Raw genomic sequence first — 21,595 nt, 5'->3', positions numbered from 1 at the left:
TAAGTTAAATTAAAGGCAATTTTATATAGAAAGTACTTCCCTTTCCTTTTTCACTTTCTGCGTAGACCTCACCTTGATGGTCATCTACAATATTTTTTACGTATGCTAAACCTAAGCCGTGTCCCTTAACGTTGTGCAGGTCTCCGGTATGTTCTCGATAGAATTTTTCAAATACCTTTTTTAGTACTGCCTTACTCATACCTGCACCATTATCCTGAATTTTCAAAATGATAAAATTCTTGGCAACTTCTGTAAAAATTTTTACTTCGGGCGCCTCAGGGGAATATTTGATGGCATTATCAAGAATATTGACAACAACGTTTGTAAAATGCATTTCATTAGCAAGAACTTCACTTCTAGAAGCGTCTAAATGTGCTTCAATAAAGCCGCCCCTATCAGCAACAATAAGCTCTACGTGGGCAATGGCATCCTGTATTATGTCGTGAAGGTCTACCCTATCCTTACTTATATCCAATTGGTTTTTCTCCAGTTTGGATATCCGTAGAACGTTCTCCACTTGTGCATGCATACGCTTATTTTCATCACGAATCATGCCTAAATACCGTTCAACCTTTTCTTTATCTCCTATTATTTTTGGGTTCCTTATAGCCTCTACTGCCAGGTTAATTGTGGCAATGGGTGTTTTGAACTCATGGGTCATGTTGTTAATAAAGTCCGACTTTATTTCCGATATCTGCTTTTGCCTTATCAATTGATAAATGGCCCCTGAATAAGATGCAACGATTACCAAGATAAAAAGCAATGACAAAAAGGCCATTCCCATTATTGAACTTATCAAAAACCGCTTTTTCTTTGGAAAATTTATAAGTAGGGAAAAATTGGTATCCCCCTCACTATCCTTAAAAATAGGCGCCTCGTATATAGTGCTTTCCGCAAACTTAAACCGCTTAGATTTTACCTTAGTGGGCAACCCCCTACTATAAACACCATACTCGTATTCAATATCCAATCCTCTGTTCTTTAACTCCCTACTGAGCAAAAGTTCTATTTCCTGCTTTGAAACCCGTTTATGGATAGGCACTTTTTTAGCATATTCCATAAATACATCATCAAAAGCAGCCTTTTCCAAGGACGTTAGCCCTCCAATTTTTTCAATTTTCTCAATTGGAGTTAGTGATATATTCTTTCCGTCCAAGTCAAAGTTTTCCTTGAAAACCATGCTTGTACGCTTACTGGTAAAATTTTTAATGGTAGTAGTATCTCCACTGTCGCTGCTGTCAAAGAACGTTGATGCAATGTTGTAATCTTCTTCAAGAATTCCATGAGAATACGTTCGTATCTCATTAGAATTCAAATCTTTATCTATAAATAAGAAATTACGAATGGGAGTGGTTTTTGGCTCAACTCCCATACTGTCTATTTGACTAAGATAACGTTCTGAATAGTCCCGACGTTCACGTCTTTCTATTTTCTCCGTTACCTCATTCAGTATGTCTATAACCGCGTTGGAAAACTGCTCTTCCTTATCGTCTACTGACTGTTTGATCCAAAAACTTTGAACGAATATAATTCCGATCAAGGAGAGGCTCATCAAAATCACCAGAACAACAAACAACCTCTTATTCATTGGTCATAAAATTAAAAATTTAACATTTAGCAATTTGTACGTTTAACCAAACCTTAACAAAAATGTTAAAATTTGGTCTTTTCGGCTATGGCGAGTAGTTTTAAATGAATATCTACCACTTGTTTGTGTGTGTCTTTCAAGTCAAGATTTTCAATAATGAAGTGAGAAAAAGGAGCTTTTTTAGAATCCGGTAACTGATTGCTTATTCTTTCTTCGACCTTCTTTCTATTTGAGTTGGGGTCGCGCAACATCACCCTATGTATTCGTTCTTCCAGTGGAGCCGTCACTAATACAATTTGATCATAGAATTCCGGGGAACCAGTTTCAAATATGAGAGCAGATTCTTGAATAACATAAGGCGTTTCCTTTACTTCCCTCCATAAGGTAAAATCATTCCTAACCGCAGGATGGACTATGGCGTTCATTGAACGTAAAAGGTTGGGGTCATTGAAGATTTTTTTAGATATAAATGCCCTATTCAAGTTACCCTCTACATAGGCTTCCTCTCCTAATAACTGAATGATTTGTTGTTTGACATCGTCATTTAAAACCATTAAGGATTTAGCTTCTTTGTCCGAATTATATACGGGAACGCCTAGTTCTTGAAACATTTTTGCCACCGTGGTCTTTCCACTACCAATACCTCCTGTTAAGCCTACCGTAATCATTCCCTTTTTAGTATAAATTCCACCTCATTTTCAAGCAATTTTGAACTATGTAGACCTTCTGGCGTCTTGGTCAACTTCACATTAATTACATTATTATTGGTAGTCTCTAGGGAACGATAATCTGCAACTACTTGGAAATCTTCCTCTGAAATTTCTTTTAAGACCTTTATTTTCGCTTTGCATAAAACCGAAACATTTTCTGGAAACGTCCTCACTTGAACTCCCTTTGGAAAGTTGATTTTTTTTATAGGAAGTTTGTACACTTTTTCAGAAAATCTAGCGATTTCACCATTTACTTGTACCTTATAAGTAGAGTAACTTGTATTTTCCAATTCTGGTGACTGCAGTAAATCAACACTCTCAGAAAAACCAGATGCCAAATCAGGTAACCTGAGCTTGGCACTGCTCACAAAATCTATGGTATCTATTTCACCTTTGGGACCGGTAACTTCAACAGAATCAGGCAAAATATTCATTTTCCCGTCCAAAAGATAATTTTTGGCCAAATCCAGTTCTACCCTGGCCTTAACAGGAACCTTTTTAGTAGTGACGGCCAACATATCAAAATATAGTGTATCGTTATCAATATCCAAGAGGGCCATTGTACCCGGCAATTGTCTTTCTATCTGCTTTTTATAAATATCCGGGGAAGAAAAAAATTTATTGGAAGTCTGCTCTAGTTCAGACAAGTCTACGAATACCTGTTTGTTTTTAAAATTGAATCTTAAGAATTGAAAACCAATTGCTCGCAACCTTACATCTACTGATGTTTTTGAAGCTTTCTCAAAGAGGTAGTTGTCCGGAACATTGACGAATTCCAAATCAAATTGAGCCGTGCTCACATACGTTCTGGAAAGTTTGTTAATGAACCAAATAAGACCCGAGCATAGAAAAAATACTAGAAATACTTTTACCTTTCTCTTTTTGAGTCCACTCTCTATCTTTTGTAAAACGGTATTTTTCAGGGTTTAAAAAAAAGTTCTGGAAACAACTGTTCCGGTTTTCTATTGCTAAAGTTAACCAAGATACTGGACTTAAGAAAACTTAATCCGTAACCAAAAAACTGTATGCTTACCGCCAACAAAGACCATAAGGCGATGACTAAATTTCGGTTTTTCAATAAGGAATCTAGAAAAATGAGGATATAATATAGTACATATAGGTAGAGCGGCAACGGTATTCCCAACACAAATAAAAGTAGCGAAACAACAAGACCTAAGGTAAAAATGGTTGGAAACCAATAGGTAATCTTTGCCGTACCGGGATGCCATTTGTTCAATATTGGTCTTACTTTCCCAAACTTGGAAACCTGCTTAAGAAACTTATTCCAATCAATTCTGCGTTTATGAAATACATAGGCCTCGGGAATTAATTTAGTTGAATACCCTTTTTGCCAAATTCTAAAGGTAAGGTCTGGGTCCTCCCCGGGGTGTATAAGACCAAAACCTTTGGTAGACTCAAAAGCTTGCTTAGAAATACCCATATTAAAACTTCTTGGCTGAAACTTACCAACAGCCTTTTTATTGCCACGAATCCCACCAGTGGTCAAAACCGAAGTCATTGCGTAATTAATTGATTTTTGAATAAGACTAAAAGACGAGTGGGCTGCATCTGGCCCACCATAGCAATGGACAAAATCTTTGGACAAGGATTTCTCCACTTCCTCCAGATAGTTTGGCGGAAGTATGCAATCTGAATCTAGAATTATAAAATAGTCGCCCTTTGCCATGGACATTCCATAATTTCGAGAATCTCCCGGCCCAGTATTTTTTTTTAAATAATAGGAGATGGTTATTGCACTAGTTGCATTCGACGCTTCTTGGAACGAACGAACGATGCTTTCTGAACTTACGGTAGAACCATCTTCTACAATGACAATTTCAAAAGGTTTTGAATAGGATTGAATTACCAAACTTTCCAATAGCTCCCTTACCTCTTCTGGCCTATTATAAACGGGAACAATAAATGAGAAGGATGGATTCATCTAAAAAATGTATTACTAAAAGTTCTTTAAAAACAATACCGCCAACCTAAGGGCCAGCGGTATTAAAATATAGATTTTTTTCTTAAGAGAACTGTTCAATAACCTCTTGGCTTACTCCCGTATTTGAGAATCCACCATCGTGGAAAAGGTTCTGCATGGTTACCTTTTTTGTCAAATCTGAAAACAAGGTAACAGTATAATCAGCGCACTCCAGAGCAGTAGCATTGCCTAAAGGCGACATTTTATCGGCATAACTTATAAAGCCATCAAAACCTTTAACTCCTTGACCTGCAGTGGTTGGAGTTGGAGATTGGCTAATAGTGTTTACTCTTACTTTTTTTTCCTTTCCAAAGAAATAGCCAAAACTCCTAGCTACAGATTCCAAATACGCTTTATTATCGGCCATATCATTATAGTCCGGAAAGGTTCTTTGGGCGGCCATATACGTTAGGGCAACGATACTTCCCCACTCGCTCATGGCATCTGCCTTATAAAGCGACTGCAATATTTTATGAAAAGAAAGAGCGGAAACATCCCAACCCTTAGTGGTAAAATCATACTTCTCATCTGTATAATGCCTTCCTTTACGAACGTTGATGGACATACCAATGGCATGCAGAACAAAGTCTATCTTACCTCCAAGAATTTCCATGGATTTGGCAACCAAATTCTCCAAATCTTCCTCACTTGTAGCATCGGCAGGAATAATTTCAGAGCCTGTTTTTTCGGCCAAATCCTTTATTTGACCAAGGCGCATGGCCACGGGGGCATTGGTAAGAACAAAGGTTCCCCCTTCTTCATGCACTCTTTCTGCTGTTTTCCAGGCAATGGAATTTTCATCCAATGCTCCAAAAATAATTCCTCTCTTTCCTTTAAGTAAGTTAAATGACATATGTTTTAGGATTTGACTAGGTTATTTTTCAAAGTTATTTATAAGTTGACAAAGGTAGAAATTTCCAATAGGTAAACCATTATAGAAAATGAAATAGGATAAAGCAGGAACATTTAAGCCAAAAGCTGTCTGGCGTGGGCCAATGCCGATTCTGAAATATCCTTCCCCCCTAACATCTCAGCAAGTTCAGCTACTCTTTCTTCTGCCGTCAATTTTCTCATTTGTGTCTGTGTACCTTTACTATCCTCTTCCTTAAATACTTTATAATGATGGTTTCCTTTGGATGCTACCTGAGGTAGGTGGGTAATTGAAAATACCTGCATGGTCTTGCTCATGTCCTGCATAATCTCTCCCATTCTATTGGAAATTTCTCCGGAAACCCCAGTGTCAATTTCATCGAACATCATAGTTGGAAGATTTTCATACTTGGCCAAAATTGCTTTAATGGTAAGCATAATCCTAGAAAGCTCCCCTCCCGAAGCCACTTTTTTCAATTCTCCATAAGAACCACCCTTATTGGCAGAAAAAAGAAAAGACAACTCATCCTTACCGGTTGATTTGAATTCTTTACTTTCCTTAAGTTCAATTTGAAAAGTTGCACTTGGCATACCAAGGGGTTTAAGGCTACTTTCCAATTGTTTCTTCAACTGGGGAATAACGTTAACCCTATTTTTCAATAATTCGTTGGCCAACAACTGTAGTTTATCCTTGCTTTCTTGAAGCTGCTTTTCCTTGGTTTGGATATCTGAATCCAAATTTTCGGTGATTTCCACCTTTTCAGCCAAAGCATCCCGTATTTCAATCAATTCAGAAACTTCTTGAACCCCATGCTTCTTTTGCAAATCATACAATTGCTGAAGCTTTCCATTTACTTCCTCCAATAACTGCGGATTGGCCTCTGTACCTTCTTGCAAGTCCTGGAATTCACTGGCAATGTCATCGGCCTCTATAAAAAGGGATTGTATCCTAGAATTAATTTCCACATATTGGGAACCAAAGGCAGCTAATTTTCCTGAAATCTGTTTGAGCTCCGTTAGTAAATTGACCAGCCCTACTTGTTCATCATTTAAAAGCTGATGCCCGTTGGATAGATGTTCCAAGATATTTTCAACATTGTTCAATTGCTCATATTCCTCTTCAAGGGCTTCCTGCATTCCTTGCTTTAAAGGAATGGACTGAAGCTCTTCTAACAAAAAAGCATTATAGTCATGTTCTTTAATGGCTTCCCGCTGCTGCTCCAACAAGGCACTAAGTTCCTTTACATTTCTTTTATAGGTCTTAAGCTGTTGCCTATAATCCGAAAGTAACGGCCCGTTTTCGGCAAGCGCATCAATGACCCTTAGCTGAAAATCCGCTTCCGTTAATTGCATGGTCTGATGTTGCGAATGCACATCAATCAAACTACTGCCCAAATCCGAAAGGATATTCAAAGTAACCGGAGAATCATTAATAAAGGCCCTGGATTTTCCGCTGGGATGAATTTCCCTTCTTATAATGGTAAAGTCATCATAATCCAACTCGTTCTTTTCAAAAAAAGAAGATAGGTCATACTTGGCAATCTGAAATTCTGCCTCAATGATACATTTGGAGTTCTTATCCCTTAAAGAACTTAAATCGGCCCTGTTTCCCAAAACCAGTGAAAGACCTCCCAAAAGAATGGATTTACCGGCACCGGTCTCTCCTGTAATACATGTAAACCCCTCACCAAACGATACGTTTAGATTATTGATCAGGGCGTAATTTTTAATTGAAAGTTTTGCTAGCACGTATAAATTTTCATTGCTTGACGCAAAGATAATTCATAAAAGTGAACGGAAAGAATTAGTATGTAATGTCATTCCAAGTACTGGAATATAAAGGAGCCACATTATTGAGTGTTTCCTTTAACTGGACGATATCTACCTTAGGTCCATCGGAGAAAATATTCTGTATTTCTTCGGATTTGGCATCAAAAAATGTCTGGATCAAAAAGGCATTGGGCCTGCGTTTGATCATGGTTTCAAACAATTTCATGGAGCCTGCGATCACCTGCTTACCAGTACTATTGTTATCCCCTAGAATATCCAAACCCTTTCTATGGTAATTATACATAGCAATACGGTATTCTCTATAGGTATTTGACAGTAGATTATCAACCAACTCAAAACGACTACGATCTGTATTTTGGTCCCATCCAGAATAATTGGTGCCCTGTGCTTGGGTAACAATTTGTTGTGCCTTTCTAAAATGTTCCGTACCACCTTCCAAAGAAAAGGTATCTGCATCCAATCCTAAAATAACATAAACGTAGTAAGAAATAACTCCTACCAAATTGGAATCAAAAACATTTTCGTTGAATACCAATGGCTGATACTCTATATATTCAAAATTAAATTGACCATCCTTATAATTGAATACCGGACTGTCATAGGAAGTATTAAAGACAGGTCTAGATGATTGAATCTGAATATTTCCTTCAAATCTGTTGCTTTCAAAATTTGTAATGGTAATGAACATCTGGGCATTGATACGCTCATTCTCCTTGAACTTTCTATTGGTCCATTTATTCTTGTTTACAAAATCGTTCAAGGAACGTTCCAAGGTTTTGAAAATTTGCTGATTGGTTTGTGATACCTGATCGGCATTTACCGTAATAACACAGTTCATTTCTTGGGCATTGGAAGTAAGTCCTATAACTAATAGGAGAAGAAAAGAAAGAATATTACGCATGGTATCGTTTCAAAATTTCGGCAAATATATCTTCGGCCACCGCCGTCTTGCTTTTTAGTTCAAACGAATTAATCTGGTAATTGTTATCAATAAAGCTTACTTTATTCGTTGTGTGCCCAAAACCTGCTCCCTTATCGTTCAAAGAGTTTAGGACAATGGCATCTAGGTTTTTTCTTTTAAGTTTTCCTTTGGCATTTTCTACCTCATTTTCAGTTTCAAGGGCAAAACCTACCAAATACTGATTCTTCTTTTTTTCGCCCAATGATAAGAGAATATCCTGTGTTTTCTCTAATTCAATAGTCAATGAAGCATCTTTCTTTTTAATTTTTTGATCCGCTACATATTTTGGACGATAATCCGCAACAGCCGCGGCTGCAATAGCAATGTCAATTTCTGGAAAGTGTTTATGCACTTCTTCAAACATTTCTGCCGAGGAAACGACCCGAAGAACAGTAATCAATTCATTTGAAACCGAAAGATGGGTGGGTCCGGAAACCAATATTACCGAAGCTCCCAACAGCGCTGCCCTCTTAGCCAACTCATACCCCATTAAACCAGAAGCGTGATTACCTATAAACCTCACTGGATCGATGGCCTCATAGGTTGGTCCCGCGGTTATCAAAACCTTTTTTCCCTTTAAAGGAAGGCCTTCTAAAAGAAACTGTTTGATAGAACGTAAAATTTCTTCAGGCTCTGCCATTCTACCTTCTCCATGGAGTCCACTGGCCAATTCACCTGAACCAGCAGGAATCAAAATATTTCCAAAAGACTGCAACTTTTTTAAGGAAGCTTTAGTAGAAGGATGTTGGTACATGTCCAAGTCCATGGCAGGAGCAAAAAACACAGGACATTTTGCAGAAAGATACGTTGCCAACAGTAAATTATCACAAGTACCGTTGGACATTTTAGACAAGGTATTTGCGGTAGCAGGCGCTACGAGCATCAAATCTGCCCACAATCCCAACTCAACATGATTGTTCCAATCCGTTTCCTCATTTTCTTCATGTACAAAAGAGGATAGAACTGGGTTTTTGGAAAGGGTAGCCAAAGTAAGAGGCGACACAAAAGAACTGGCGCTATCCGTCAAAATAACTTTAACGTTAGCGCCAGCTTTAATCATTAACCGAACAAGAAAAGTAGTCTTATAAGCGGCAATCCCTCCGGTAATGCCTAAAAGGATGTTTTTACCGCCTAACATTCAACAGTTCTATTTTTCGGTATTTCTATGGTAAATTTTATCGTTCAACCACTCCTCTACTGCCAAGGCATGTGGCTTAGGAAGTTTCTCGTAGAATTTAGAAACTTCAATTTGCTCCTTATTCTCAAAAACCTCTTCTAAACTATCGCTATATGTGGCGAACTCTTCCAATTTTTCCAACAACTCCTTTTTGATTTCAGAATTGATTTGAATTGCACGTTTGGCCGTTATTGAAATAGCCTCGTAGATATTTTCGGTCTTTTCATCAAATTCGTTCCTATTTACGGTGGTAGTAGAAACGGATGCACTGGAGTTTTTCAAGTCGTTCATATTCATGGTGACACAAATTTATTTTGCTTCTATTTGTTGGGGAGTACCCTCTAACTCATTATTTACTTTTTCTATAAGATCATCTGCCTTCTTGGCGTACTTGGTGTTCGGATATTGCTTTTTCAAGGTAGCATAATGCTCTTGTGCTTCCTTTAACCGTGGCTTCTGTAACACCTGAAAGCTATTTAAAGCGTATTGGGTAGCAGATTCAAACCTATAGTACATAGCGTCTTCACGGTAAATGGAGCCGGGATAATCCGATATAAAATTATCAAAAGCAGCAACTGCCGGGGTTAGAAAAGTGAAATCGAACTCCCCTAACTTATTGAATTGCTTAGCGATCTCATAAGCTTTTTTCTCCTTTTTGGTGGTCAATTCCTTGGCCATGGCATTCGCCTCATCAAAATATTCAGAATCAGGATATGCATTAATAAAGTTTTGCAGTTTTGCCAATGCCTTATCCGTATCCGTTTGATCTAGGGAATAAGAAGGACTTAATTCAAAGTAACTTTTGGCACCATAAAAAGAAGCCTCCGCCACCTTTTCACTTTTGGGATACGATTTTACAAAACGCTCGAACTGATAGCCCGCCATATTAAAATCTTTTCTTTGGAAATAAGTATCGGCTAAAAAGTACATAACCCTTTCCCCTTGAGGCTTGCCCACATATTTGGGAGCAATTTGCTCAAATAATCTATTAGCACGCTTCATATCGCCCTCCTCATAGAACTTTTGTGCTAAATCATATTTAGCCTTTACATCTTCATTTTTAAGTACTTTTTGATACTCACTACAAGATTGTAAAGCAATGGCCAAAAGTAAAATAGGGGCTAACAGTCTCATTTTAAAAAACATTTTGCAAAATTACGGATTCCTATCGGATTTAAAAAACAAAAATAAATACCGAAAATAGGGCAATTGAATCTTCGAGCCAATGGTTTTGTAGAAGATTTAACAACCAAACGTAAAGAAAGGCTTAACCATTTTATCAAAAAAGTTAAAATTAGCGAAATCAAGTAATCTTAACCAGCTGTAACCCTGACAAATGGCTTAATAAAATGCTGTATTTTTTGCTTTAAACCAGCTGTTGCTTCCATTAATGGCAATCTAACGGATGCACGTGAAAGTTGAAGTGCTTCAAAAATTGCTTTGATACCTGCGGGGTTTCCTTCTTGAAAAATAAGATCCATACCTTCCTGCATTGAATAATGCAATGAATATGCTTCCTCTACCTCACCCCTTAAGCCAGCTCTGATCATTTCAGAAAACTCTGAGGGTAGTCCTTGTCCGATAACCGAAATCACCCCTGAGCCTCCTGCCAATACAGTAGGTAATGCGGTAATATCGTCTCCGGAAATGACATGAAAACCTTCTGGACAAGTCTTGATTAATTCTTGCACCTGAACCATGCTGCCAGAAGCTTCCTTGATTGCAACGATGTTTTCTGATGCGTTGGCCAATCTAGCTACAGTGGCGGGCAACATATTACTACCGGTTCTACCGGGTACGTTGTATAAAATGATAGGTTTTGGTGATGCTTCTGCAATGGCCAGAAAGTGTTGAAAAATTCCTTCTTGAGTGGGTTTGTTGTAATAAGGGGATACGGATAAAATAGCCTCATAATTGGTGAGGTCAAGAGTTTTCAATTCCTCTATTACTGCGTAGGTATTGTTCCCTCCCACCCCTACAACCAAGGGTACTCTTCCAGCGTTTGCAATGGTAACCGTATCCATTACCAATTGCTTTTCTTCCTTGGTCAGGGTTACAGATTCACCGGTGGTTCCTAAAACCACCAAATATTCCACGCCACCATCAATACAATAATTCACGATTTTGTGAAGTGCATCAATATCGACCGATAAATCTGACTTAAAAGGCGTAATCAACGCCACTCCTGTTCCAATTAGCTCTTTCATCATTCAATTTCGTTTAAAACACCAAGGTATTTCTTTAACTCTGTCCTAAAGGTTTTAAAGTCTTTTAAAGGAAGATCTAGAATCAAGTCATTGTAGACCATATCCACATCTTTAAATCCAGCCCTGAACCTAGCCTTGGTCTTAATGCTCATTAACTGGACCAATAGATTTTCCTTGGTATAGTAATTGATCAACAAATCATACTCCCTACTCAAAAATTCCAGCGCGTAACTATTTTCAATAGTACCATTCCACCCTAAATCCTTGTCAGAAAAAACAGGCGTGGAATAAGGGGAGTTTTTGTCATAGAAACTTTTATACCCTATTATCTTAACAGCATTGGGCCTCAGGTTATAATCTTCAACAAATTCAAAAAAAACACTGGCATCCTCAAATTCGTCAAGATCTACAATACAGCCTACAGAACTTATACCTCTACTTCGGTTAACAGTTGGTAGTTCTTTTGCCAATTCCTGCTTTAAAAATTTAACGCCGGAATTGTACTTGAACTTATCTTTTATTCCTTTAAACATGTACTTTTACATTTTTTTAGATCACAACTTTTCAAAATTGGGATGTGCTCTACAAATGTAAAGAATCTCCTTGCATATTATTGTGCGAAGATAGAACGAAATATGGGTTTAAAAATACAACATTTTGTTACAATTATAACATTTGTGGTTGTTTATAGTTGTAAGGACAGTAAAATTGAACTCTCTGAAATTAAGGGAAAAGAGGTACCGGTAGATTCCGTACTTGTGAGCAATGCGCAAATAGAAGCCTTTGTAAAACCATACAGAAACAGGGTCAACGAAGTTTTGGACAGCACTCTGGCTTTTGCTCCTTTTACTATAACAAAAACTGACGGTGAACTAAATACAACAGCAGGTAATCTTATGGCCGATGTAGTTCTTGCAGAGGCTAACCCCATTTACAAATCCAGAACCGGAAACAACATAGATTTTGTACTTCTCAACCACGGTGGAATTCGTTCCATAATCTCCAAGGGAACTATTACATCAAGAACTGCTTACGAAGTAATGCCTTTTGAAAACACCATTGTTGTCGCTGAATTAACAGGGAAATCGGTACTAGAGATGGTGGCATACCTACGTGATTCAGGGCGCGCCCACCCCATCTCCGGCCTTCAAATTATTTTGGACCACGAAAGCAATATTAAAAGCGTAAAAATTCAAGGTAAACCGATAGAAGAAAATAAGACTTACCATGTAGCTACCTCCAACTATTTGCTCAATGGCGGGGACCGAATGGGGTTTTTCAAGGGTGCGGTAAAATCCTTAAATACCGATTATCTTATTCGAAATGCCATGATCGACTACTTTAAGAAAGTTGATACCGTAGCTCCAAAAGTTGATGACCGTTTTATAAAATTGAAAAACTAGCGCTATGAAAAGGAGAAGTTTCATAAAAAACACCAGTGCCTCTGCAGCACTCGTTGGTTTGGGTGGTCTTTCGCTAAACGCCTGCGGCTCCAACTCAAACAAACACATTACAATTCTACATACCAATGATGTACATAGTCATATTGACACCTTTCCCACAGATCATTCCAGGTACGCCAATTTAGGTGGAGTAGCCAAAAGAGCTACGCTGGTAGATTCTATTCGAAAAGAAAACCCGAATACCTTATTATTAGATGCTGGCGATATTTTTCAGGGTACGCCATACTTCAATTTTTATGGGGGTGAATTGGAATTCAAACTTATGAGCATGCTTAAATATGATGCAGCCACCATTGGAAACCATGATTTTGATAATGGAATTGATGGACTTTTTGCCCAAATTCCGCATGCTAATTTTGAGCTTCTATCTGCCAATTATGATTTCACGAATACGGTAATGGAAGAACATGTAAAACCGTATAGGATTTTTATGCTTGACGGAATTAAAATTGGGGTCTACGGTCTTGGTATTGAACTGAATGGTCTAGTAACCAAAAGACTCTACATGGAAACTGAATATTTAGACCCTTTTGAAATTGCCCAAGATACCGAAACCACTTTAAAAGAAACCGAAGCATGCGATTTGGTTATTTGCCTGTCACATTTGGGATACGAATACAAAAGTGAGTCCAAACCAAGCGACTTATCTTTAGCTGCCAACACTCGTTATACCGACTTGATTATCGGAGGGCACACCCATACATTTTTGGATAAGCCAACCATTGTAAAAAACAAACTGGAGCGGGAAATTTTAGTGAACCAAGTCGGCTGTTTTGGTATCAACTTAGGCAGAATAGATTTCTATTTTGATGCCGCCATGAACGGCAAGGCAGAAGGAATTTCAATTACGGTTTAGGATTCAGAGAGTACAAATTCTGCAATCTCCTTGATTTCTTCTTTCAAAGAAAGTTTACAAAACGGCTTGTTTGCCATGCGGTACCAGTATCCGGCATTGAACTTATCTCCTTCTTCACGATGCAAATGGGCATGGATCCAACTACCGACCTGGGTATGCAAATCTTGCGCAATATTATGGGATGCTTCCCATTCTCCATTTCCTGCGAACCATAGCGCCCTTAACTCAGGCAACCAATTTTCTGGTGGGTTTTCATCATTAAGGGTTATTTCAAAATCTTGGTAGGTCTTCGGCTTGTTCATTATTTAGCAGGTTTCTTTATTTTCAACTATAAAATTAGCTAATTTCACTTAGAATCTAGAAGCACTAGCGTTGTCAAAATTACCTTCTTTAAACCAGAACCGCTATACCCCTATCGTCTTGGCAATTATAGTTTGTGGCCTAATTTTTGGCATGCACATGCTGCCTGCTGTAGATAGCATGCTCAACGAAAACAACCTAAAAATCTCTCATTATTTTCTGAGGTCACAGATAGATTATCATGCGGAATTGCCTCCTTTTGCACGAAGGCCCTTAACCACTCTAATAATGTACGCCTTTATAGGCTTTTTGGGCGTAAAAGCGGGCTATGCTTTCATCCTAGTAAATTTTTCCTTGTTGGTTTTAAGCGGATACCTTTTGTACCGACTTTCATTAACCTTGAAAGCAAGCCGAAGGCAGGCGATTATAAATATGCTAATGTATTTTGGTTCGTTCTCCATTCTTTTCGCGTTTTTTCCTCCCGTTTTTACTTATGATGAACCGTTACAATACTGCTTCCTCTTGGCTTCTTTAATCTATTTTTTTACTGGAAAACGTCTGGGTTTTGTACTCTTTTTCAGTTTGGCCATGATTGCTAGGGAAACGTCCGTTTTGTTACTTCCGGCACTGCTTTACACTGAAAACAGAAAGATAAAATGGATATCAATATGGTTTTATATCAAAAGAAACCTCTACTTATCCCTACCAATTTTAATCTATGTTATTTACCTGGTTATTTTCATGTATGCCAATAACCTTTTTGGGGATGCCAGTACAGAAATGACCCGCAGATGGTCTTGTTTTTTAGAGAATTTTGAAAGCAAAAAAAATGCTTTGGAATCCTTAGTATCCATTTACCTTACCCTAGGCTTTTTTACGACGGCTTCAATTTTATTCCGAAGCCCTAAGAACCAATTACGTAGTCTAACAACGGCTTTTGGGGTTACCGTTCTTATCAACACACCCATTGTTATTCTATCTGCCTTTGCAAGGGAATCAAGATTGTTCGCTTTGCCCCTACTGTTTATCTGGCCAATCTTCACCCAACTTTTTTACCCAAATTTTATGCAGAAATGGAAAAACTTTCTCTCCCAATCTCTTTCCTATAAAACTTTTATGGCAGTGATATTCGTTTTTTGCACCTTCGGAAATTATTATTTCTGTTATAAAATCTATGCGGGTTTTGGATTGGGTGAAAACAACTTTTTTACGGAATACCTCTTTATAATGAACTCTTTTATCCTCATTTTAGTCTTACTATCTTTTAATAAAAAGAGTATAGAGGCATAGTTTTTTGTTTCTTAATGGGTTACTTATATATTGAATTGAACTCCATTTAACGATTCACACTCAATACATTGCCATCCTAATCCTAAAACACACAATTATGAGAGGTCTTTTATGGCTAGTAGCTGTTATTTGTATTGTAGTATGGCTACTAGGAATGTTGGGTATCGTTCCCGGCATTGGCACAAACAGTTTGGTACATATTTTAATCGTGATTGCCGTAGTGGTAATTCTGTATAATATTATTTCAGGGCGAAGACCTTTATAACTTCACCTTGAAATTGAAAAAGTCGGACTCTAGTCCGACTTTTTTATTGTACCATTTCCAGAAATTCCTTTTCCGTTATAATGGGTACCGATAATGACTCGGCCTTTGTTCTTTTGCTAGGTCCCATTTTGTCTCCCGCCACTAGATAAGACGTTTTGGAAGAAATACTGGAGCCAACCTTTCCGCCATTATCTTCAATTAGTTTTTTTAATTCTGTACGACTTACCGTTTCAAACACCCCTGAAACCACCACCGTCAAGCCCTTTAATTTATCTGTCTGGTTTTGTAGCTGTTCTTCAGAAAGGGAAAATTGTACTCCGTAACTTTTTAATCGGGAAACGATTTCCAAGTTGCTCTCGTTGGCAAAAAACTCTACTACGGAATGCGCGATACGTTCTCCAATTTCGTTGATTGCCATTAATTCTTCCGCCGAAGCCGCCATTAAGGCATCAATATTTTTATAGGCTTTTGCCAATTTTTTGGCAACTGTCTCACCAACAAACCTAATTCCCAAAGCAAACAATACCCTTTCAAAAGGAATTTGCACCGAAGCTTTCACTCCGTTCACCAAATTCTCGGCAGACTTTTCCGCCATACGCTCCAAGGGCAAAAGCTGCTCTTTGGTCAGCTCGTATAAATCGGCATAATTGGTAATCAAACCTTCTTTATAAAGCAGTTCCACAGTTTCTCCGCCCAGACCTTCAATATCCATGGCCTTTCTAGAAATAAAATGCTGAATTCTACCGGTTATCTGTGGCGGACAACCATAGTAATTGGTACAATAGTGCTTCGCGTCGCCATCGGTTCTCAATAGAGGCGTTCCACACTCTGGGCAATTTTCAATGTACCGTGTAGGCTCCGAATCTTGGGGACGTTTGGTAAAATCAACTCCCACAATTTTTGGAATGATTTCCCCTCCTTTTTCCACAAAAACGGTATCCCGTTCCCGAATATCGAATTTGGCAATCTGGTCCGCATTATGCAAAGAGGCTCTTTTTACGGTTGTTCCTGCCAAAAGAACAGGCTCTAAATTCGCTACCGGGGTTATAGACCCAGTTCTCCCCACTTGATAAGTAATTTCATGAAGCACTGTTGATACCTGCTCTGCCTTAAATTTATAGGCCATGGCCCAACGGGGCGCTTTTGCTGTATAACCCAACTCTTCTTGTTGTTGCAGACTATTTACCTTGACCACTACCCCATCTGTTTCGTAAGGCAAACTGTGCCGTTGCGAGTCCCATTGGTTTACAAAGTCCATAACTTCTGCCGTAGACTTACACAATTTGGCTACGGAAGGTACTTTAAATCCCCATTCACGTGCTTTTTCCAACATTTCCCATTGGCTGTTGATGCCGGTTCCCTCTCCAACAATCCCATAAAGCAAACAATCCAATGGTCGTGAGGCTACCACTGAACTATCTTGCAATTTTAAACTTCCAGAAGCTGTATTTCTGGGGTTCATATAGGGTTCTTCCCCATTTTCTATTCTTTCGGCGTTCATTTGGGCAAAACCTTCAAATGGCAGCACAATTTCACCTCTGATGTCGAATTTCGCGGGATAGTCGCCTTTCAATTTTAACGGAACCGATTTTATGGTTTTGACATTTGTAGTTACATCATCGCCTTGAAAACCGTCACCACGGGTAACTGCCCTTACCAAATGGCCGTTTTCATAGGTAAGACTAATGGAAGCCCCGTCATACTTTAGTTCACAAGTGAACTCTACTTGGTCATCGCCCAAAATCCGCTGAATACGTTTCTCCCAATCTTCTAAATCTTCCTTGGAATAAGAATTGTCCAAAGAATACATTCGGTTATTGTGAACCACCGTGTCAAAATTTTTGGTGATTTCTCCGCCCACACGCAAGGTTGGGGACGTTGCATCGTAAAATTCCGGAAAATTAGCCTCCAAATCCTGCAACTCTTTCAGCTTCATATCAAAATCATAATCTGATATTGTGGGCGAATCCAACACATAATAATTATAGTTATGCTCTCGCAACTCTTGCCGTAAAGTCTCTATTTGCTCCTTGCTACTCATTGCTATTTTCTTTATTTAACTGCCTTGACCATACGGTCATTACCGAACATATCTTTTCGCAGTTCAATTTCTGAAAAATTGTGCTCCTGCAAAAGGGTTACCATTTCTTTTCCTAAATATTGATTGATTTCCAGATACAGACATCCATCTATCTTTAAATGCTTCTCACAAAACAACATGATATTTCTATAAAAAAGTAAGGGGTCGTCATTCGAAACAAATAAAGCCAAGTGAGGTTCATGTTCCAAGACATTGCCATGCATTTCCTTCTTTTCTAAATCCCGCACATAAGGTGGATTTGAAACAATAAGGTCAAATACCAAATCAAGACTGGGATACGCCAACATATCGGCCTGTATAAATTCAATTTCCACTTGATGGATTTTCGCATTTCTCTTAGCGACCCTTAAAGCTTTCTGCGAAATATCTAAAGCATGAATGGTGGAGCTTTTCAAGTTTTTTCCCAAAGAAATAGGAATACAACCACTTCCTGTCCCCATATCCAAAATTCGAAAGGACTCTGCATTATTTTCACAATCCTTTAGAATCCAGCGTACCAATTCTTCCGTTTCTGGCCTAGGAATCAGTACATGTTCATTCACGACCAAATCCAAATCCATAAAATGGGCTGTTCCAATGATATGCTGAATGGGTTTTTTTAACTTCAAACCGCTCAAAGCTTCAAAAAGAGTCTGTTCTTCTTCCTTTGTAATGGTTAGATTAGGCTGAAGTGCCAGAACAAACCTTTCAAGATTTAGGTAATGTTCTATCAAGATGTAAAAAAAACTGTCGATTTCCTCCAAAGGATAAAGCTCCTCCAATTCCTTATGAAATATTTGTTTGATCTCTTTTAACTGCATCTATGTAAAGGAATCATCTCATTTTCAATCGGTCTGGAAAGCAAAAACCTAACTGACCGCAAAGAGTCTTTTGAGCAAGAATTATTATACTATTTTTACGAGGTGAAGATACACAGAAAATACATGTTACGGTGCCTGCAGATTGCAAAGAACGGACTGGGAACTACAGCTCCCAATCCCATGGTGGGCTGCGTAATTGTTCATGATTCCAAAATCATTGGAGAAGGTTTTACCAGTCCGTACGGAGGTCCGCATGCAGAGGTCAACGCTGTTAATTCTGTAAAAAACAAGACATTATTAAGTGAATCTACATTGTATGTTACCTTAGAGCCTTGCAGTCATTATGGCAAGACGCCCCCTTGTGCCGACATGATTATCAAACACCAAATACCGAAAGTGGTCATAGGTCTTTTGGATCCTCACGAAAAAGTGGCCGGTAAAGGTATTGCCAAGTTAAAGGATGCTGGTGTAGAGGTACGTTTTCAAATTATGGAAACCGAGTGCCGCGACCACCATAAGCGCTTTTTAACCTTTCAAGAAAAGAAAAGGCCCTATATCATTTTAAAGTGGGCACAAACCTCTGATGGTTTTATGGCCCCTATAAAAGATAAAAGAGACGATGAACCTAAACCCTACTGGATTACCAACAAATTTTCAAGGCAATTGGTTCATCAATGGCGCAGCCAAGAACAGAGTATTTTAGTAGGAACCAAAACAGCTTTGGAAGACAACCCAAAATTGGATGTTAGGCAGTGGTATGGAAAAAACCCAATCCGGGTGGTTTTAGATCGCCACCTGAAATTGGATAAAAAATCCCATTTATTGGATGGCACCATTTCTACGCTTGTTTTGACCGAACAGATTATTGATGAGAATCCACTAGAAAACTTGAGCTACCAACAAATCGACTTTAATGAAAATTTGGCAGAACAGATTTGCGAAGTCCTTTTTAGGAACAACATAAACAGCGTATTGATAGAAGGAGGTGCGCAAACCCTGAAATGCTTTATTGATACCAATTTATGGGACGAAGCTCGCATCTTTATCGGAAACACCACTTTTAAAGAAGGTATCAAAGCACCTTTTATATCAGGGCGACTTGTTGAAACAAAAAATATAACGGGAGACCAACTAAAAACATACCATAATGATTAAGAACATCATATTTGATTTTGGAGATGTTTTCATCAATTTAGACAAGCAAATTATCTTTCGTGAGATGGAAAAATTTGGGGGAGAACTGACCCTTACTCCAGAGTTAATTCAGCTTAACAACCAATATGAAGTAGGGCAAATTTCTTCGGATGAGTTTCTTTCAGGTCTGACCGAAGTTTATCCTCAAGCCAGTAAAGAACAAATAAAAAACATTTGGAACGGTATGTTGTTGGATTTTCCTGAGGAACGACTCCAGTTCATTGAAAAAATCAGTCAAGAAGGTAACTACAGAACCTTTCTGTTAAGTAATACAAACGCCCTGCATATTGAACATGTAGAGAAAATTATGGGAATGGAAAAATACCGTCGTTTTCAAAACTCTTTTGAAAAATTCTATCTATCGCACGAAATTAATTTACGTAAACCCAATGCGGAAATCTATCAGTTCATATTAGACCAAAATAACCTTGTGGCTGAGGAGACCTTTTTTATTGACGATACCAAAGAGAATACCGATGCGGCCACTGAATTGGGAATATACTGCTGGAACCTGCAAGTGGGCAAAGAAACAATTTTAGAACTTAACTCTAAGCTTTAAATGCTTTATTTACTCCTAAGCATTTTATGTGCGAGCCTCATCTTTGTAGTATTCAAACTTTTTGAAACCTTTAAAATAAATACCTTACAGGCTATTATTTTCAACTACGCGGTAGCCTGTACCTGTGGTATCATATTTTACAATGGCGATATAACCCTTGAACAGCTCCCCAGTAAACCTTGGTTTTTAGGGACACTTGCCTTGGGCATTCTTTTTATCGCCATCTTTAATCTTATGGCTGCCACTACCCAAAAAATGGGGGTAAGCGTAACTTCGGTAGCAACTAAAATGTCCTTAGTGGTTCCTGTAGTGTTTGGAGTAATTATATATAACGAAGTACTGGGAACCCTTAAAGTTGTTGGTATTTTAATTGCCTTACTTGCTGTATATTATACCTCCATAAAGGAAACCAGGGTACAAAAAGTTCAAAATATTTCTTGGCTTTTTCCCTTGGGAGTTTTTTTAGGTTCTGGTATTATTGACACAAGTTTAAAATTTATCCAAGAGAGAATGGTGCATGAAAACGATTTCCCCATATTCTCCGCAACGGTATTTGGAGCAGCGGCATTTATTGGATTAATAATCATTCTGGTCAAAAAAATAAAAAAGCAACCCTTTCAATTTTCAGTGAAGAATATCTTGGCCGGAGTGGCTTTGGGAACACTAAATTATTTTTCCATTTACTTTTTATTGAAGGCGCTTAAAAGCAATGGATTGAATAGTGCTTCTGTTTTTACCATTAATAATGTAGCCATTGTGCTGTTTTCTACCTTATTGGGGATTCTTTTATTCAAAGAAAGATTAAGTGCTAAAAACTGGCTTGGCGTTGCTTTAGCCGTAGTTAGCATATTACTTGTAGCTTTGTTCTAATGGAACCTAGAAGCGATGTCTTTAAAACAGTAGAAAAAGCCTCAGACGAAATCCTCTTTAAAGAGAAAAAAAGCAAGTTTTACGGCTCAGTATTTCCAATTAATACGGAAGATGAAGTAAAGGAAATCATTGAAGAACTCCGTAAAAAGCATTCTTCGGCCGGCCATGTCTGCTATGCCTGGCAAATTGGAATAAAGGAAACAAGATACAGGGCCAATGATGATGGGGAACCCAATAATTCTGCGGGGATGCCTATCTATGGACAAATTCAATCTTTTGAAGTCACCAATGTTCTAGTAGCGGTAGCCAGAATCTTTGGAGGTACCAAATTAGGAGTTGGCGGATTGATTTCTGCCTATAAAACAGCTGCGCAAATGGCATTGGAATCCTCTAAAATTATTGAGAAAACACTTCAAACTCAATTTGAATTGACTTTTGCCTATGATAAAATGGACATAGTTATGCGAACAATCAAACAGAAGCAATTGGAAATTCTCTCCCAAGAAATGAGCTTGGACTGTAAAACAAGAATATCAGTGAGGCAAAGTGATGCCTCTGCTACTCTTCAAATCTTTGAAGGCCTCCATCAAGTCAAAATCAGGGAAATTTAAG

Annotated in this window: 23 protein-coding genes; 8 read left to right on the top strand and 15 right to left on the bottom strand. The window is 38.3% G+C overall.

Translation table 11 applies throughout. The annotated features are described in order from the left end of the window. Positions 1-4 precede the first annotated feature (4 nt). The 12 genes from BIZ36_RS09465 to BIZ36_RS09410 all read right to left on the bottom strand — a co-directional run bounded on the left by BIZ36_RS09465 (position 5) and on the right by BIZ36_RS09410 (position 11,818). The gene (locus tag BIZ36_RS09465; protein WP_187457652.1) at positions 5-1,588 is read right to left on the bottom strand and encodes a sensor histidine kinase; all 1,584 of its coding nucleotides are present in this window, start codon (positions 1,586-1,588) and stop codon (positions 5-7) included. A 65-nt stretch (positions 1,589-1,653) separates the two neighbouring features. Continuing rightward, positions 1,654-2,256 carry a dephospho-CoA kinase gene (coaE, locus tag BIZ36_RS09460; protein ID WP_187457651.1) on the bottom strand — a complete coding sequence of 201 codons (603 nt, stop codon included), beginning with the start codon at positions 2,254-2,256 and terminating at the stop codon, positions 1,654-1,656. After that, entirely contained in the window at positions 2,253-3,098 is an 846-nt protein-coding gene (locus tag BIZ36_RS09455; RefSeq protein ID WP_187457650.1) for a CdaR family protein, read from the bottom strand. The genes coaE and BIZ36_RS09455 overlap by 4 nt, the downstream gene beginning before the upstream one ends. A 119-nt stretch (positions 3,099-3,217) precedes the next feature. Then, entirely contained in the window at positions 3,218-4,240 is a 1,023-nt protein-coding gene (locus BIZ36_RS09450) for a glycosyltransferase family 2 protein (protein ID WP_187457649.1), read from the bottom strand. Between the two features lie 82 nt (positions 4,241-4,322). Then, complete coding sequence (locus BIZ36_RS09445) at positions 4,323-5,132, bottom strand: enoyl-ACP reductase FabI (RefSeq protein WP_187457648.1); 810 nt, start codon at positions 5,130-5,132, stop codon at positions 4,323-4,325. Positions 5,133-5,245: 113 nt separating this feature from the next. Continuing rightward, positions 5,246-6,898: a DNA repair protein RecN gene (gene recN / locus BIZ36_RS09440; RefSeq protein WP_187457647.1), complete on the bottom strand. Its 1,653-nt coding sequence runs from the start codon at positions 6,896-6,898 to the stop codon at positions 5,246-5,248. 55 nt (positions 6,899-6,953) lie between these two features. Next, positions 6,954-7,841 (bottom strand): type IX secretion system protein PorD, encoded by an 888-nt coding sequence (porD, locus tag BIZ36_RS09435; RefSeq protein WP_187457646.1) that lies wholly within the window; start codon positions 7,839-7,841, stop codon positions 6,954-6,956. Then, on the bottom strand, positions 7,834-9,039 hold the full coding sequence (gene coaBC / locus BIZ36_RS09430) for a bifunctional phosphopantothenoylcysteine decarboxylase/phosphopantothenate--cysteine ligase CoaBC (protein ID WP_187457645.1): 1,206 nt from the start codon (positions 9,037-9,039) through the stop codon (positions 7,834-7,836). Before coaBC ends, porD begins: the two co-directional genes overlap by 8 nt. A gap of 9 nt (positions 9,040-9,048) precedes the next feature. Further along, positions 9,049-9,375: a DNA-directed RNA polymerase subunit omega gene (locus tag BIZ36_RS09425; RefSeq protein WP_225621160.1), complete on the bottom strand. Its 327-nt coding sequence runs from the start codon at positions 9,373-9,375 to the stop codon at positions 9,049-9,051. Between the two features lie 12 nt (positions 9,376-9,387). Next, positions 9,388-10,212 (bottom strand): outer membrane protein assembly factor BamD, encoded by an 825-nt coding sequence (locus BIZ36_RS09420; protein ID WP_222937332.1) that lies wholly within the window; start codon positions 10,210-10,212, stop codon positions 9,388-9,390. Positions 10,213-10,391: 179 nt separating this feature from the next. Further along, positions 10,392-11,288, bottom strand: a complete 897-nt coding sequence (gene dapA / locus BIZ36_RS09415; protein ID WP_222937331.1) for a 4-hydroxy-tetrahydrodipicolinate synthase — start codon at positions 11,286-11,288, stop codon at positions 10,392-10,394. Beyond that, positions 11,285-11,818, bottom strand: coding sequence for a DUF6913 domain-containing protein (locus tag BIZ36_RS09410; RefSeq protein ID WP_187457643.1), 534 nt, complete (start codon positions 11,816-11,818; stop codon positions 11,285-11,287). Before BIZ36_RS09410 ends, dapA begins: the two co-directional genes overlap by 4 nt. 102 nt (positions 11,819-11,920) lie before the next feature. Between BIZ36_RS09410 and BIZ36_RS09405 the strand changes: the two genes are divergently transcribed. Together BIZ36_RS09405 and BIZ36_RS09400 are read left to right on the top strand one after the other, a co-directional pair. After that, positions 11,921-12,688, top strand: a complete 768-nt coding sequence (locus tag BIZ36_RS09405; protein WP_187457642.1) for a 5'-nucleotidase C-terminal domain-containing protein — start codon at positions 11,921-11,923, stop codon at positions 12,686-12,688. 4 nt (positions 12,689-12,692) lie between these two features. Beyond that, on the top strand, positions 12,693-13,604 hold the full coding sequence (locus tag BIZ36_RS09400; protein WP_187457641.1) for a bifunctional metallophosphatase/5'-nucleotidase: 912 nt from the start codon (positions 12,693-12,695) through the stop codon (positions 13,602-13,604). Here the strand turns inward: BIZ36_RS09400 and BIZ36_RS09395 are convergent. Then, the gene (locus tag BIZ36_RS09395) at positions 13,601-13,906 is read right to left on the bottom strand and encodes a hypothetical protein (RefSeq protein WP_187457640.1); all 306 of its coding nucleotides are present in this window, start codon (positions 13,904-13,906) and stop codon (positions 13,601-13,603) included. The genes BIZ36_RS09400 and BIZ36_RS09395 overlap by 4 nt on opposite strands. Positions 13,907-14,024: 118 nt before the next feature. Here BIZ36_RS09395 and BIZ36_RS09390 point away from each other — a divergent pair, with 118 nt between their 5' ends. Together BIZ36_RS09390 and BIZ36_RS09385 are read left to right on the top strand one after the other, a co-directional pair. Beyond that, positions 14,025-15,194, top strand: a complete 1,170-nt coding sequence (locus tag BIZ36_RS09390) for a hypothetical protein (RefSeq protein WP_187457639.1) — start codon at positions 14,025-14,027, stop codon at positions 15,192-15,194. A 97-nt stretch (positions 15,195-15,291) separates the two neighbouring features. Beyond that, positions 15,292-15,459, top strand: coding sequence for a lmo0937 family membrane protein (locus tag BIZ36_RS09385; protein WP_187457638.1), 168 nt, complete (start codon positions 15,292-15,294; stop codon positions 15,457-15,459). 43 nt (positions 15,460-15,502) lie between these two features. On the opposite strand, the gene ligA is transcribed toward BIZ36_RS09385, so the two are convergent. After that, positions 15,503-17,500, bottom strand: a complete 1,998-nt coding sequence (gene ligA, locus BIZ36_RS09380; protein WP_187457637.1) for an NAD-dependent DNA ligase LigA — start codon at positions 17,498-17,500, stop codon at positions 15,503-15,505. Positions 17,501-17,511: 11 nt separating this feature from the next. Continuing rightward, a complete protein-coding gene (gene prmC / locus BIZ36_RS09375; protein ID WP_187457636.1) occupies positions 17,512-18,360 on the bottom strand; it encodes a peptide chain release factor N(5)-glutamine methyltransferase in 849 nt (282 codons plus the stop codon). 102 nt (positions 18,361-18,462) lie between these two features. Between prmC and ribD the strand changes: the two genes are divergently transcribed. The 4 genes from ribD to BIZ36_RS09355 are packed head-to-tail and all read left to right on the top strand — an operon-like array spanning position 18,463 to position 21,594. Next, on the top strand, positions 18,463-19,515 hold the full coding sequence (gene ribD / locus BIZ36_RS09370; protein WP_353616831.1) for a bifunctional diaminohydroxyphosphoribosylaminopyrimidine deaminase/5-amino-6-(5-phosphoribosylamino)uracil reductase RibD: 1,053 nt from the start codon (positions 18,463-18,465) through the stop codon (positions 19,513-19,515). Further along, positions 19,508-20,113 (top strand): HAD family hydrolase, encoded by a 606-nt coding sequence (locus tag BIZ36_RS09365; protein ID WP_187457634.1) that lies wholly within the window; start codon positions 19,508-19,510, stop codon positions 20,111-20,113. The genes ribD and BIZ36_RS09365 overlap by 8 nt, the downstream gene beginning before the upstream one ends. Beyond that, entirely contained in the window at positions 20,114-20,983 is an 870-nt protein-coding gene (locus BIZ36_RS09360; RefSeq protein WP_187457633.1) for an EamA family transporter, read from the top strand. Next, entirely contained in the window at positions 20,983-21,594 is a 612-nt protein-coding gene (locus tag BIZ36_RS09355) for an IMPACT family protein (protein ID WP_187457632.1), read from the top strand. Before BIZ36_RS09360 ends, BIZ36_RS09355 begins: the two co-directional genes overlap by 1 nt. Position 21,595: the final 1 nt, after the last annotated feature.

This window comes from Cytophaga sp. FL35, from assembly GCF_014349235.1.
GTDB lineage: Bacteria > Bacteroidota > Bacteroidia > Flavobacteriales > Flavobacteriaceae > Euzebyella.
Note: the sequence above shows the minus strand (reverse complement) of the source record. Positions and strands in the feature narration are given on the sequence as shown.